Origin of the sequence: Prosthecobacter sp., from assembly GCF_044222565.1 — a bacterium.
In the GTDB taxonomy this organism is placed as follows: domain Bacteria; phylum Verrucomicrobiota; class Verrucomicrobiia; order Verrucomicrobiales; family Verrucomicrobiaceae; genus Prosthecobacter.
Map to the genome: position 1 here is coordinate 159,479 of NZ_JBGANA010000003.1, position 14,216 is coordinate 173,694.

The 14,216-nt window shown below is 60.4% G+C and carries 11 protein-coding genes; 8 read left to right on the forward strand and 3 right to left on the reverse strand.

Annotated elements, in window-relative coordinates; translation table 11 throughout:
* Positions 1-11 precede the first annotated feature (11 nt).
* The 7 genes from ACILSR_RS05150 (at position 12) to ACILSR_RS05180 (ending at position 9,681) form a co-directional block, all read left to right on the forward strand.
* On the forward strand, positions 12-1,439 hold the full coding sequence (locus tag ACILSR_RS05150; protein WP_395748658.1) for a DUF1501 domain-containing protein: 1,428 nt from the start codon (positions 12-14) through the stop codon (positions 1,437-1,439).
* A 99-nt stretch (positions 1,440-1,538) separates the two neighbouring features.
* Positions 1,539-3,050, forward strand: coding sequence for a hypothetical protein (locus ACILSR_RS05155; protein WP_395748659.1), 1,512 nt, complete (start codon positions 1,539-1,541; stop codon positions 3,048-3,050).
* A 334-nt stretch (positions 3,051-3,384) separates the two neighbouring features.
* Positions 3,385-5,838: a hypothetical protein gene (locus tag ACILSR_RS05160; protein ID WP_395748660.1), complete on the forward strand. Its 2,454-nt coding sequence runs from the start codon at positions 3,385-3,387 to the stop codon at positions 5,836-5,838.
* Positions 5,835-6,104 (forward strand): hypothetical protein, encoded by a 270-nt coding sequence (locus ACILSR_RS05165; protein WP_395748661.1) that lies wholly within the window; start codon positions 5,835-5,837, stop codon positions 6,102-6,104. Before ACILSR_RS05160 ends, ACILSR_RS05165 begins: the two co-directional genes overlap by 4 nt.
* Complete coding sequence (locus ACILSR_RS05170; protein WP_395748662.1) at positions 6,104-7,522, forward strand: tubulin beta chain; 1,419 nt, start codon at positions 6,104-6,106, stop codon at positions 7,520-7,522. The genes ACILSR_RS05165 and ACILSR_RS05170 overlap by 1 nt, the downstream gene beginning before the upstream one ends.
* A 52-nt stretch (positions 7,523-7,574) precedes the next feature.
* Positions 7,575-8,852 carry a tubulin beta chain gene (locus ACILSR_RS05175; protein WP_395748663.1) on the forward strand — a complete coding sequence of 426 codons (1,278 nt, stop codon included), beginning with the start codon at positions 7,575-7,577 and terminating at the stop codon, positions 8,850-8,852.
* A gap of 58 nt (positions 8,853-8,910) precedes the next feature.
* Positions 8,911-9,681 carry a tetratricopeptide repeat protein gene (locus ACILSR_RS05180; RefSeq protein ID WP_395748664.1) on the forward strand — a complete coding sequence of 257 codons (771 nt, stop codon included), beginning with the start codon at positions 8,911-8,913 and terminating at the stop codon, positions 9,679-9,681.
* Between the two features lie 268 nt (positions 9,682-9,949).
* Here ACILSR_RS05180 and ACILSR_RS05185 read toward each other — a convergent pair whose 3' ends face one another.
* The 3 genes from ACILSR_RS05185 to thrH form a co-directional block, all read right to left on the reverse strand.
* Positions 9,950-11,059, reverse strand: a complete 1,110-nt coding sequence (locus ACILSR_RS05185; RefSeq protein WP_395748665.1) for a glycoside hydrolase family 3 N-terminal domain-containing protein — start codon at positions 11,057-11,059, stop codon at positions 9,950-9,952.
* A gap of 400 nt (positions 11,060-11,459) precedes the next feature.
* Positions 11,460-12,968 (reverse strand): anthranilate synthase component I, encoded by a 1,509-nt coding sequence (gene trpE, locus ACILSR_RS05190; RefSeq protein WP_395748666.1) that lies wholly within the window; start codon positions 12,966-12,968, stop codon positions 11,460-11,462.
* A 59-nt stretch (positions 12,969-13,027) separates the two neighbouring features.
* A complete protein-coding gene (gene thrH / locus ACILSR_RS05195) occupies positions 13,028-13,636 on the reverse strand; it encodes a bifunctional phosphoserine phosphatase/homoserine phosphotransferase ThrH (protein ID WP_395748963.1) in 609 nt (202 codons plus the stop codon).
* A 114-nt stretch (positions 13,637-13,750) separates the two neighbouring features.
* Here thrH and ACILSR_RS05200 point away from each other — a divergent pair, with 114 nt between their 5' ends.
* On the forward strand, positions 13,751-14,215 hold the full coding sequence (locus tag ACILSR_RS05200; protein WP_395748667.1) for a pyridoxamine 5'-phosphate oxidase family protein: 465 nt from the start codon (positions 13,751-13,753) through the stop codon (positions 14,213-14,215).
* Position 14,216 lies beyond the last annotated feature (1 nt).

Sequence of the window (14,216 nt, forward strand, 5' to 3'; positions counted from 1 at the left end):
TTCCCAACGTCATGAACAAGCAACCCTACTCACGCCGCGAGTTTTTGAAGAGCACGTCCAACGGCTTTGGCTACCTGGCCTTTGCCGCGATGGCGCAGCAGCAGGCGCTGCGCGCCAATCCAGGAGCCGCAAGCGGACCGCTGGCACCGAAGGCACCGCACTTTCCGGCGCGTGCGAAGCATGTGATCTTTCTCTGCATGCAGGGCGCGCCCTCGCATGTGGACACGTTTGACTACAAGCCGAAGCTGATCGCGGACTCTGGCAAAGGGGCACCCTCAGCGGCGGGACGCTATGGCACGGCAAAGCTGATGGCCTCTCCCTGGAAGTTCAACAGGCAGGGCAAGAGCGGGCTGTGGATCTCCGAGCTGTTTCCGAACCTGGGGAAGCACGCGGATGAGATGTGCATCCTCAACTCCATGGCGACGGACCTGCCGGCTCATCCGCAGGCGTTTTCCCAGCTGCACACGGGGACGACGCAGTTTGTGCGGCCCTCGCTGGGGTCCTGGGCCTTGTACGGGCTGGGGACGATGAATGAAAACCTGCCGGGATTCATCACGGTAAATCCGCCGGGGAACGCGACACGCACGTATGGCAGCGCCTTCCTGCCGGCGATTTATCAAGGCACCAAGATCGGCGGGAACGGTTTGCCCGGCGGCGGCGGTGGTGGCCGGCGCTTCGGCGGCATGGGGGAGGCCACGGTGGCCAACATCAAGAACGACCGCTACACGTCCGATGAGCAGCGGACGCAGCTGGATCTGGTGCAGGCGCTGAACAAGGCGCGCATGCAGCAGGACGGGGGCGTGAGCGCGGAAGTGGAAGGGGTGATCGAGTCCTATGAGCTGGCGTTTCGCATGCAGGCGGAAGTGCCGAAGGTGATGGACCTGAGCAAGGAGACGGCGGCGACGAAAGCGCTGTATGGGATCGACGAGCAGGAGACGGACGCCTTTGGCAAGCAGTGCCTGATGGCGCGGAAGTTTGTGGAAGCAGGGGTGCGCTTCATTGAGCTGACGAACGGCAACTGGGACCAGCATTTCAATCTCAAGGCGCAGCTGGAACGCAACACGGGGGCGATCGACAAACCCATCGCCGGACTGCTGACGGATCTGAAGCAACGCGGGCTGCTGAATGACACGCTGATCATCTGGGGCGGAGAGTTTGGCCGGACGCCGCACAGCCAGGGCGATGACGGACGCGACCACAACAACAAAGGCTTCAGCATGTGGATGGCCGGCGGCGGGGTGAAGGGCGGCATGAACTACGGCATGACGGATGACTACGGGTATGAGGCGGTGCAGAACAAAATGCATGTGCACGACTGGCACGCCACGGTGCTGGCTCTGCTGGGCCTTGATCACGAACGGCTTACGTACCGCTATGCGGGCCGCGACTTCCGCCTGACGGATGTGTACGGCACGGTCGCGAAGGAGATCATGGCCTGATAGATTTGCATCTGAATGACGCATGCGTTGCATCTGACGTGATCCGTCTTATCAATGGCGCTGAAAATGGGAAACCGCGCCTCAGTCTCATCCGCTAAAATGTCCTCCAGCCTTGGACTGGAGTTCGCGTCTGGCGGTGAGAGCGAGGCGCCTCCCAGCGAGGAGACCTTGAAGATCGAGGCATGGATCGGGACGGAACTGCCGGAAGAACTGCGCGGGAGCGCGAAGGCGCTGCTGAAGGCGGTGGCCAGCAAAGTGGCGGTGCCCGGACACTTTGATGCGTTCTGCTGCCAGGCCTTTTCCAAACCGGAGTGGGCGGCAGCGGGCAGCATGCTAATCGCGGAGATTTTTGAACAAGATGAGGACCAACTGGCGGAACTCGCGCGCATTCCGGATCTGATCATCGAGATGGGCAGCGGCGAGGTGAACGTGACGTGCATGGTGGCCTCCCGCTGGGCTGCACGCGGGGAGACGCACAGGCTCTCTAGGCTGGCGGATGCGATCGTGGCGTCCTACGCGTCCAAGAGCGTCTGCGCGGTGGATGTGATGCTGGCGCTGGCTGCGACGCTGGCGATCACGCGTTTTTCGCGTGCGGAGCAGCTTTATAATGCGGCGCTGCCGCTGTCTGGTGAAGACCACCAGGAGGCGCTGACGGATGCCCGGCGCTGGCTGGCTGCGGGACGGATCGTGTGCAGTGCGGTGCAGGAGGAGCGTGATTTCTGGGACGTGCGGCTGAGGAAGCCCAAGGTGGCCTGGACCTGGACGAGCAAGGCGGAGCGGGATGCGCTGGATCATCTGTCCGAGTGCCTGACCAGCGAAACCGAGGGCACGGAGTTCTTCCGTGCGGTGCTGCCTGAATGCTGGTGGGAGCTGGCGATGAAGTTTGTGAAGCAGCAGGAAAAGCTGGCGGCTGCAACCACGAAGCTGGAAGCCGCGAAGCAGGACCACGGAGCACCCTCCAGGGTGGCGCCGGAGCCCGCGCCGGCCGCGGACAGAATGGCGCGGGAGATCCCGCCCCACCCGAAGCCGGGACCGCTGGCCCGGTTTGGCCTGTTCTGGCTGTGCGGCTGCATCGCGACGCTGATCACGCTGGTGATCATTCCGCGGGAGTATGTCGTGCGGGTGCTGGATGCTCTGAAACCGGTGGATGTGCGCGCCACGCCTGCTGAGCTGGATGCCTGGCGGAAGGAAACGCTCAAGAAAAAGGCCGCCGAGATGGAAAAGCATGAGAAGCAGTACCTGCTGGCCAGGATCGGAACGTGGAAGGAGAACGAGGAGTTGCTGAGCGGGAAAGACCCGGAGCTTCCGTTCGACAGCACGCAGTACATGAACCTGCTGATCTGCCTGCACCTGGACCCGCCGAAGGACGAGGAAGTGAGAGCCCACCTGGGCAAGCTGCTGCTGGACCGGGTGAAGGGAAATGCGCTTTCTTTGTGGGAATACCTGATCTATCCCGGGTCTGTGAATGCGGCGGACGTGAAAAAAGCGGCGAAGAACGCGCTCTCAGACAGCTCATTCCAATGGAGTGTGGAGGAAAAGAAGCGTCTCGGCATGATCGCTGCGGGGCAGATGGGTGACATCGTGCTGCCTAAAGAAGCGGCCAAGAAGTAGAAACAGGAAGAAACAGGACTGAAGCTGCGGTTTCAGGATTGAGATGCGAGAGCGCAAAGAGGAGCGAATCTGAGTTGGTTTCCCAGAGTAATTTCTTAAGATTGATCCATTAAAGACGCGGGTTTTTATAGCAGTATCTTCAAAAAGCAGCTAGTTAAGGGTGTAAAATTACCAGATTTTTCAGAATTGACGTTGCAAAATTGAGCCACAACCCTTAGAATTAAGAATATGAAAGTGAGGCCTTAAACCGAAAACTCCGCTCGGCTTAGCCCTGAATGTATGGTTCATTTATTTTGCTATGATTGAAGAGCTACAGCAATTTGGAAGCCTGTCCGTGGCGCACCGAACCGGTGGAGCACCGGTGGAGTTGGTGCGTTCCAAGGATGAAGTGGTCTTTCTAGCCTTCGACAACCGCATTCACCGGCTGGTGGAACTGCACGTGCTGCGGGGTGGCAATACGCTGGATGCAGCGATGAAAAGGTCTGCGTTTGAGCGTGCGCGGCAGGCGTCAGAGATCCGCGGGCATGCGTTCATGCGCATCCTGGAAGTGGGGGAAGACCAGGGGCTGGTGTATTACACCAGCAATCTGAATGACGGAGAGTTTGTGGAGGACTACACCAAGAGGCGGGGAGCGGTGGCGCCTGCCACGGCGCTGGCGCTGGTGTACCAGCTGCTGGATGACCTGCTGCAGCTGCAAGGTTTTCAGCGACTTGTCTCGCGCATGCACCTGGACCGGGTGCTGGTGACCACACTGGAGGACACTTTCCTGCAGCTGCGCGTGTTTGACTATGGACTGTCCCAGATGGATGCGGGCAGCGAAGGGCAGAGCGGCGCACGGCTGGTGGTGGAGGCCTGCCGGTTGATTTTCCTGCTGCTGACCGGGCAGGCCTATGCGGGTGAAAATCCGGACCGATTTCCGGCGCTGACGCAGCTGCCGATGGGGCTGCGCACAGCGGTGCGCGCGGCGCTCACGGATCCGGCGAACTCTCCAGCGTCGATCGAAAAACTGCGTGATGATGTGAGGGAGGCGTTCAGCGCGCTCTCGAGCAACATCAAGGCGCGCAACTTCCGCAAGCATCTGGTGGTGAACTCCTCGCTGCAGCCGCAGTCCCAGCTGCAGGAGCTGCTGCTGGAGAACGTGCCGGTGGAGACCATCCTGGGAACGCGGTTCCGGGTGGAAGATGCGGACCACGCACGGCGCTATCCTTTTTCGATTCCAGCGATCAACACGAAGCTGTCCCAGGAAGTGACGGTGCACCTGCTGCCGCCCTCACGCATTGTGGACAAGGCGCGGTATGAGGCGGTGCCGCTGCAGATGTGGCGGTTCAATCCGGAGCGGCATCCGAACATCCTGCGCTCGCTGAGCCTGTGGGAGAGCCCTGACTGGACCTTTCTGACGGAGGAGCGGGAGCCGGGCTTCGCGCTGAGCCGGCTGATGGCGGAGCGGATCACGCTGAATCCCGCGGAAGTGATGGTGCTCATGAAGCAGATCCGCTCGGGTCTGGACCAGGCGGTGGAATGCGGTGTGCAGCGCGTGGATTTGCACCCTTCGAACATTTTGCTGCGGGTGGGGAAAAACGGACCGCTGCTGGCACGCGAGCTGGAGAGGCTGATGCAGAAGCGGCTGGATGCGTGGCCCCAGTTTGTGGTGAAGCTGCGGCCACACATGACGATGCGGAGCCTGTATGAGCCACTGCTGGTGGACATGGACCTGGCCGAGGGGCAGGTACAGGAAGAGCACCTGCAGAACCGGGATTTCCGCCATCGCTCGTTTGTGGCGCTGGCGGGCTACCTGCTGACCGGAGAGCGGCAGAGCGGCGGCGTGCCGCAATTCCCTGAATCCATTCCTGAAACGGCAGCTGCGTATGTACGCGAGAGCCTGGAGCTGACGCGCCGCGCGGGCAAGGCACCGAGTCCGGGAGATTTCCTGGAGAAATTTGAGAGCCTGCTTTCGGCGCCCACGGTGGATCTGGCCACGCGCCTGCGTGGCAACAGCACGGTGGCTTTGGAAGAGATGGAGAGCGTGGGCTCGGTCTCCGACTTTGAGGACGACTGGAACGCGAATGAAGCGGAGGGCGGCACATTTGATGATGCGCCGGTTTCCCCGATCAAGCGCGGGATCAAGACGCATGACTTCAACCCGCTGCATGTGCAGAAGCGCAGCCTGCCGTGGGGGCCGATTGCAGCAGCAGCCGCAGTGGTGCTCGGCATTGGGTCGTGGATTTTCCTGGGCGGCAAAGAGCCTGCCAAGCAGCAGACGCCAGTAGCTGCGTCCTCCTCAGAATCCGAGGGGCCGGAAGTGGCTGAGAAGAGCGCGCCTGAACCCGTGAAAACAGTGACGCAAAGCGCGCCGGCGCCTGTGAAAACAGCTGAGGCCAGCCCGCAGGCTCCCGTGGCGGCAGCGGGGCCGGCCCCAGTGACCCCTCCGAAGCCTGTGATGGCTGTGGCGGTGCCAAACCCTGCCGTGCAGGAGAGCGCAGCGCCGGAGAAGACTGTCGCCGCCACTCAGACTGCCGCAGTGCAGCCGAGCGAAGCAAAGCCAACGGCCAAACCTGCGGATGAAAAGCCTGCGGAGAAGGGACCAGTCACGCCGCCCGCCAGCAGTACACCGCCGGTGACTGCGAGCAAACCAGCCGACAAGGATCCCGTGACCATTCGGCGTGCCATCGTTCCTTCGAAGGAGGAGATCGACCGCATGAAACAGGGGCAGGTGGAAAACAGAACGGGGCAGATCCCGGTGATGTCCACCGCGTCTCCACTGCCGCCGAAACGCACTGAAACACCGTGATCCAACCACTCGAACGCATCACCATATTGCAGCGCATTTGGCGTGGGATTCCTCACGAAAGAACGGAATTTGCTTGGACTCCCGGCGCACTCACAGGTAAAAGTTCTTTCGTGGAGATGAGTGCCGCAAACAACGCCACTTTGATTGAGAAATCCGGAACAAGCCGGATGAGAGATCACTGGCTTGATGCGGCGGGTTGCTTCACTCCCGATCAAATGCAGGCAGTACACATCACATTAGAAACCGCGAAAATTAGGAGAGACTGATGAAGGTCAACAATACAATCGTCATTTCAATCGGTCAGGCAGGCAATCAGATTGCCGCGTCTTTCTGGAAAACCATCTGCCAGGAGCACGGAATTGATCCCCTCACAGGTCAGACGGCGCAGGGACAGGCGCCGCGCGGCAACTGGAGCGCTTTTTTCTCCAAGCTGGGTGAATCCACTTCGGGCAGCTATGTGCCGCGTGCTGTGATGGTGGACCTGGAGCCGAGCGTCATTGACAACGTCAAGGCCAACTCCGGGTCGTTGTTCAATCCTGGCAACCTCATCAGCCGCACTGAAGGTGCCGGTGGCAATTTTGCCGTGGGTTATCTGGGAGCGGGCCGTGAAGTCCTGCCTGAAGTCATGGGTCGTCTGGATGCCGAGATCGACAAGTGTGACAACGTCGGCGGCATCATCGTGCTGCATGCGACGGGTGGTGGCTCCGGTTCCGGCTTTGGGGCGCTGCTGATCGAATCCATCAAGGAGAAGTATCCCGAGTTTCCGGTGCTGAGCTGCGCAGTGCTGCCATCTCCGCAGGTTTCCTCGGTGGTGACCGAGCCGTACAACACGGTCTTCACGCTGAACACGCTGCGCCGCTCCGCGGATGCGTGCCTGATCTTTGACAACGAGGCGCTGTTTGAACTTGCGCACCGCAAGTGGAACATCGAGAGCCCGACGGTGGATGACCTGAACCTGCTGATCACTGAAGCTCTGGCAGGCCTCACCGCCTCGATGCGCTTCAGCGGATTCCTGACGGTGGAAATCAGCCTGCGCGAGCTGCTGACCAACCTGGTGCCACAGCCGTCCCTGCACTTCCTGATGTGCGCCTTTGCGCCGCTGACGCCGCCGGACCGCAGCAAGTTCGAAGAAATGGGTGTGGAAGACATGATCCGCAGCCTGTTTGACAACGGCTCCGTGTTTGCCGCCTGCTCGCCGATGGAAGGCCGCTTCCTGAGCACCGCCGTGCTGTATCGCGGCATCATGGAAGACAAGCCGCTGGCAGACGCCGCGCTGGCCGCCATGCGCGAGCAACTGCCGCTGACCTACTGGATTCCGACTGCGTTCAAGATCGGCTACGTGGAGCAGCCCGGCATCTCCCACCGCAAGAGCATGGTGCTGCTGGCGAACAACACGGAGATCGCCCGTGTGCTGGACAGGATCTGCCACAACTTTGACAAGCTCTGGCAGCGCAAGGCCTTCGCCAACTGGTACCTCAACGAAGGCATGTCCGAAGAGCAGATCAACGCGCTCCGTGCCTCAGCCCAGGAACTCATCCAGAGCTACCAGGTGGCCGAGGAAAGCGGCGCGAAGGCGAAGGTGCAGGACACGGCGTCCGACTATCCGCGTGGTGGCGGCAGCAGCGCGGATGACAGCCGCAGCGGCATGAGCCTGCGTGATCTCGTGGATCGTCGTCGCGCATAACAACAGCAAATCAGGCAATCGTAGATCAACAAAAGTTTGGAGGAGAACACCCGTGAGAGAGATTCTGAGCATTCATGTCGGACAATGTGGCAATCAAATCGCCGACCGTTACTGGCGGCTGGTACTTCGTGAGCATGGACTGACCGAGTCCGGCACACCGAAGGATGGGAACACGACGGCCGCGACCAATGCCAACCTGGAAGTTTTCTTCCACAAGGTGCGTGATGGGAAATACATCCCACGTGCAGTCCTCATCGACCTCGAACCCGGCGTGATCGCCCGAATTGAAGGCGGAGACATGGCGCAGCTGTTTGATGAGAGCTGCATCATCCGCAAGATCCCCGGTGCTGCCAACAACTGGGCCCGTGGTTACAATGTAGAAGGGGAGCGCATCATCGACCAGATCATGAACGTGATCGACGCAGCGGTGGAAAAGACCAAGTCGCTGCAGGGATTTCTTATCACCCACTCCATCGGCGGTGGTTCCGGCTCCGGCCTGGGTTCCCTCATTCTGGAGCGTCTGCGCCAGGCCTATCCAAAGAAGCGCATCTTCACCTTCTCGGTGGTTCCTTCTCCGCTGATCTCCGACTCCGCCGTCGAGCCGTACAACGCCATCCTCACGCTGCAGCGCATTTTGGACAATGCGGATGCCGCCGTGCTGCTGGACAACGAAGCGCTTTTCCGCATCGCCAAGTCCAAGCTGCACCGCAGCCCGAACTACATGGACCTCAACCACATCATCGCGCTGATCATGAGCTCGGTGACGGCGTCCCTGCGCTTCCCCGGAAAGCTGAACACGGACCTGAGCGAATACGTGACCAATCTGGTGCCGTTCCCCGGCAACCATTTCCTCACGGCTTCGTTTGCGCCAATGCGCGCTCCTGGCCAGGAAGGGCAGGTACGGATCAACTTCCCGGATGTCGCCCGTGAGACCTTCTCGCAGGACAATTTTACCGCGGCCATCGACTGGACGAACGGTGTGTATCTCTCCGCCTGCGCCCTGTTCCGCGGGGATGTGAAGGCCAAGGAAGTCGAGGAAAACATGGCTGCGATCCGCAAGAGCCTGAACTTCGCCAGCTATGTGCCCACGGGTGTGAAGCTCGGTGTGGCAGAAACCGCTCCGGAAGGTTTTGCCTCCAGCGGACTCGCGCTGGTCAATCACACTGGCATCGCGGCCGTGTTTGAACGTCTGATCACGAATTTCGACATCATGTTCGACAACCACGCCTACACGCACTGGTATGAGAACAACGGTGTGTCGCGTGAGATGATGGCCCATGCGCGCAACACCATCGTGAACCTCGCCCAATCGTATCGCGACGCCAGCTAGGGCGGAAACGGCCTGACTGAGTGTGTGCGGCCCATGTGACCCAGCCTTTTAACCCAACGTGGAAACTGCCTTGGAGCGACAAATTGCCTCCGCCTCTCGCAGCGTCGAAGAGGCGAGGCGGCTCGCATACCATGATCCGGTGCGGGTGGGAGCCTTGGTGGAGCAGATCAGCGTGCTGGCGGACCTGAGGCAGAAGGAGGGGGACTTCCGCAAGGCGGAGTCGCTCTACCGTGAGGCCCTGTTCCGTGCGCAGGAACTGCGCAAACAAGATCCGGACCTGCTGACGGGGATCTACTCGCTACTCGCCCATCTTTATGACCGCTGGGGCCGGATGGACAAGGCGGCCGAGTTTTACGAACTGGCGCTGAACATCAGCGCGAAGAACGGACTGGAAGACAGCGACAAGGTGGCCACGATCAAAAACAACCTGGCCATGATCTTCAAACAGCTGCGCAAGTTTGAAAAGGCCGAGGGGTACTACTGCGAGGCGCTGGAGACTTTTCAACGCCTTGACGGGGAGCAGAGCTCACGCGTGGCCTCCGTTTACAACAATCTCGGCGTCCTCTACTACAGCAGCATGGATGTGGACCGCGCGCAGACCATGCATGAGCGGGCGCTGGCGATCCGGCAGAATTTGAACGAAGGGCAGATGGATCCGGCGGACCTGTCCCAGACTTTCATCAATCTAGGGGCGGTGTACAAGGCGTCCGGAGATTTCCAGAAAGCCGAGGCATGCGTGGACCGCGCCAAGCGCATCCGTGCGGCGATGAACGGGTATCACCCGAACCCGCGGCGTTCGGCGTCGTTGTTGATAGATAAGAGTTTGTGAGGGGGGAGGGCGGGAAGCGCGCGGCAGCGTTTTGGAGTGCGGTCGCGAAGTGAAGAATGAACGCAGCTACCGCTTTCGCAGGCCGGACGGGGGGCAAACGGCGGATACTCTCCAAGCACAACGCTACTTTGCGCGTGCGTCGGCTACATGGTTATTGTGAACCTGGAGCACACGAAAGCGGTAGCTCCGATGCAGGCTTGCGCCTTGCATCTGCGCGACCGCACTCCATATCCTGCGTTCGGCACGGCTTGATTTGGAACCCAGAGCCTCAATACAACTCCACAGGCGACCTCTTCCCATCCTCGACGCTGAGGTTTTTGGCGGCTTCTTCGCCGAGGGTGTCCACACGGAGCTGCCAGATGTCGCGGTTGATGGCGGCGAAGCGGTCGAGGTCAAACTTGTCGGGACTGACCAGGCGCTTTTTGGTTTTTTCAATGCGCACCAGAGCATCATGCAGGGCAGGGGCCTCGACACCTTCGAGGTGCTGGCGGGCGAGCTCCACCATCTCGACACGGTGGCAGATCATGACAAGATCATTGCCGGCGCGCACGGCTTCCTGAATGGCCTGCTCAAAGGTCACCTCATTGAGGATGGCGCCCATGTCGAGGTCGTCGGTCATGGCCAGGCCGTCGAAGGCATACTGATGGCGCAGGAGCTTGGTCACGATGTTGTGGCTCAGACTGGCAGGCCAGCGGCCGCGGTCGGGATCGTAGGCGGTGTAGTTGCTATGGCAGGTCATCACGCTGTCCAGTTCGGGGAGCAGCGCGGAGTAGGGGAGGAGTTCGCTGCGCTCCATCTCCTCGCGGCTCTTGGTGATGACGGGAAGGAACTCATGCGGATCGCACTCAGCGGGGCCGTAGCCGGGGAAGTGCTTGCCGCAGCTGAGGATGCCTTCTTTACGCATGGCGCGATTGAAGACGCCGGCGTTGTCGATGACCTGCTGCGGGTTACGGCCATACGTGCGGCCTTTGAGCGAGTTGTCGGCGGCATCGTCATAGGAGATGTCGAGCACGGGGCAGAGATCGAGATTGAAACCGAAGAGACGAAGGATCTGGCCGGTGAGCTTGCCGTGGCGTTTGATCAGCTCGGGGTCGCCTTTGTCGCGCAGTGCTTGAGCGTTGGGAGGCTCTTCGCCGATGAGGCGGAGGCGCGAGACGCGGCCGCCTTCCTGATCGATGGTGATGAAGGGTTCGATGTCCGAGAGATCGCGCAGGTCATCGATGAGTTTGCGCAGCTGCTGGGGAGTCTGGATGTTGCGACCGAACAAAATGAAGCCGCCGGGCTGGAGTTTTTTGAGGCGGGCCGCGGTTTCAGGGGTGAGTTCAGCGCCGGGGACGCCCATGAGGAGAAGCTGGCCGAGGTCGTTAGAATTGGACATGGCGGGTAGTGTTCGGGTGAGTAGTGAAAGGGCCTAAGTTACAAAGGAGGTGTCAAGGCACGTTTTGCTAAATTTTTGAGAACAAAGGGGTGATTTGGGCTCTCAAATCTGAGACTCAGCGGTTTCTTTTTGCAAAAGAAGGGTGGGCAGGTTGACGGGAGGGACAAAACTTTTTAACATGTGAGCGTCTTCGAGGCAACTCGTGGGCCACGTTTGCAAGCTTCCTCAGCTAAAGCATTTCGTGCCAATCGGTCCTCCATCGTTGTTGGTTGCTGGATCGCCAAACAGAACCCTCCGGCTCCGCATGCCGGGGGGTTCTCTGTTTGTGAGTGATGGCATGCGCGCATTGTGAGCAACTGTGTGATCAGTCTGTGATTAGAATGTGAGCAACTCCATGAGCTCACGATGCGCTCAACTGACGCGCCCATTGAATCGCGCGCAGCATGCCGGTGGCTTTGTTGACCGTCTCCTGATACTCGGAGGCAGGAACGGAGTCTGCGACAACTCCCGCACCCGCCTGCACATAGGCTTTGCCATCCTTCACCACGCAGGTGCGCAGAGCGATGCAGGAGTCGAGGTTGCCATCAAAGCCGAAGTAGCCGACGGCGCCGGCATAAGCGTTGCGCTTGCTCTTCTCGCACTCGTTGATGATCTCCATGGCGCGAACCTTGGGCGAGCCGCTGACAGTGCCGGCGGGGAAGGTGGCGCGCATGACGTCGTAGGCGGTCTTGTCATCGCGCAGGTGACCGTCCACGTTTGAGACGATGTGCATCACGTGAGAGTAGCGCTCGATGATCATGAGATCGCTGACACGCACGGTGCCGTAGTCGGCCACACGTCCGACGTCATTGCGTGCGAGATCGACGAGCATGATGTGCTCGGCGCGTTCCTTGGGGTCATTGAGCAGTTCCTGGGCCAGCGCATCATCTTCGGCGGGAGTCTTGCCCCTCCAGCGTGTGCCGGCGATGGGGCGGATGTCGATGCGGCCGTTCATGCACTTCACATGCACCTCCGGCGAACTTCCGACGAGTGCAAAGCCCTGCGGGAAGTCGAGGCAGAACATGTAGGGGCTGGGATTGACGTGACGGAGAGCGCGGAAGAGATCCAGCGTGCTGCCGGTGTACTCGGTCTCGAAGCGCTGGGAAGGGACGCCCTGGAAGATGTCTCCGGCGCCGATGTATTCCTTCATCTTCAGCACCATCGCCTCATACTCTTCGCGGGTGGTGTTGCTGACGGGGGGCGGGAGATCGCCCACGGGAGCGAAGGTTTGCAGCGGCTTTGCGGTGAGCGGCTTTTCCAGTTTGCCAATCACATCCGCGATCTGCTGACGCGCCCACTCGTAGGCGGCTTCAAGCGTGGCATGCTCATCTGTGTGCACATTGGCCACGATGGACATGCGGCGGGTGCGGTGATCGAAGACGAGGACGGTGTCCGTGACCATGAAGACCATGTCCGGCAGGCCGAGTTCATCTTTGGGCGGTGGTGAAAGCGAGGGCTCGAAGAAGCGCACCATGTCATAGGCCAGGTAACCGACAGCGCCGCCGTGGAAGACTGGCAGGGGCTGGGCTTCGAGCGGGGTGAAGGGGCGCATGAGATCCTGCAGCTCCGTCAGAGGATCGCCAGCGGTGGTGTAGCTGCGTTTTTTGCCGCGTTCCTCGATTTCGATTTCACGGCCACGGGCGGTGAAGATGATGCGCGGCGAACTGCCGAGAAGGGAGTAACGCCCCGAATGCTGAGTGAGCTCCGCGGACTCCAGCAGGAAGGCGCAGCGGCCATCATGGATCTTTTGGAAAGCGGAGAGCGGCGTTTCGTAATCGGCGGCGAGTTCGGCCATTACGGGCACGAGATTGCCCTGCTGCGCGAGCGATTGAAAAGTGGCGAAGTCGGGCTGGAGATGAAGCTGAGGCATGAGCGGGCGTGAAACGAGCCCGCATTCTGGACGCGAAATCGACTCGTGGCAACGAAGCTTCAAAGCACCGCCTTCATCGCAGCCAGCAGATCGTTATAATCATCGAACGGTTTGAACTGCGGGAACTGCGCCTGGATGCTGGCGGGGGAGTGGAAGAAGAAACCCACGTCGGCCTCACCCAGCATGGTGGTGTCATTGAAGGAATCTCCGGCGGCGATGACGCGGTAGTTCAGGCCTTTCAATGCGGCCACGGAGAGCTGCTTCTGGTTCGGCTGGCGCAGCTTGTAGTCCACGATGCGGCCGTCCGCGGCGACTTCGAGCTGATGGCAGAAAATGGTGGGCCAGCCGAGCTGACGCATGAGGGGCTGGGCAAACTCTGCGAAGGTGTCGCTGAGAATGATGACCTGGGTGAAGGAGCGGAGCTCGTCGAGAAACTCCCTGGCACCGGCGAGGGGCGAGAGGGTGCCGATGACTTCCTGGATGTCCGCCAGCTTGAGGTTATGCTCGTCGAGGATCTTGAGGCGGCCCTTCATGAGCACGTCATAGTCCGGCTCGTCGCGGGTGGTGCGGCGGAGTTCCTGGATGCCGGTCTTTTCGGCAAAGGCGATCCAGATTTCGGGGACGAGAACGCCTTCGAGATCAAGGGTGACGATGGTCTGCTGCTTCATGCGGCAGATGTCATGCACGGGCGGCAGGATGAGTAAAGCGGTGATCTGCAAAAAAGGCGTGCACATGGGCAAGCGGTGCGGAGACAGAAGCGCGCGGGCGGTGTTTGTTTGAACGTGAAAATAGAAAATGAAATCTCACGCGATGCCGCGCAGCTGGTGATGAAAAGCCGCACGGCGGTGCTGGCCACCTCAGACACGGAAGGGCTGCCGCATTCGGCATGGATGACGACGCAGGTGACGCCGGATCTGGAGGAGATCATCTCGATCACTGCACCGACGTCGCAGAAGGTGGAATTTCTGCGCCTCAATCCGCAGGCGGAGTGGATGTTTGCGTGCCCGTCTCTGGAAACCATCGTCTATCTATCAGGGCGCACACGTGTGCTGGAAGGTGATGCGGCAAAGCGTTACTGGGACCAGATGCCGGGGAAGTCGAAGGCCTATTACCGCAAATACTGCGAGACGGAAGACTACCACAAGTTTGCGGTGATCCGCACGGAGGTGAACAAGGTGGTGCTGTGCAAGCCCTACAGCTACAAAAAGCTGGTGCTGTGGGAGAAGCCGGTGTCCGGGCTGTCCTGAC

Excerpts from the sequence above, each read along its gene's own strand:
- ACILSR_RS05150 (WP_395748658.1), top strand. The coding sequence starts at position 12 with ATGAACAAGCAACCCTACTCACGCCGCGAGTTTTTGAAGAGCACGTCC.
- ACILSR_RS05155 (WP_395748659.1), top strand. The coding sequence starts at position 1,539 with ATGTCCTCCAGCCTTGGACTGGAGTTCGCGTCTGGCGGTGAGAGCGAG.
- ACILSR_RS05170 (WP_395748662.1), top strand. The coding sequence starts at position 6,104 with ATGAAGGTCAACAATACAATCGTCATTTCAATCGGTCAGGCAGGCAAT.
- ACILSR_RS05185 (WP_395748665.1), bottom strand. The coding sequence starts at position 11,059 with ATGTCCAATTCTAACGACCTCGGCCAGCTTCTCCTCATGGGCGTCCCC.
- trpE (WP_395748666.1), bottom strand. The coding sequence starts at position 12,968 with ATGCCTCAGCTTCATCTCCAGCCCGACTTCGCCACTTTTCAATCGCTC.
- thrH (WP_395748963.1), bottom strand. The coding sequence starts at position 13,636 with ATGAAGCAGCAGACCATCGTCACCCTTGATCTCGAAGGCGTTCTCGTC.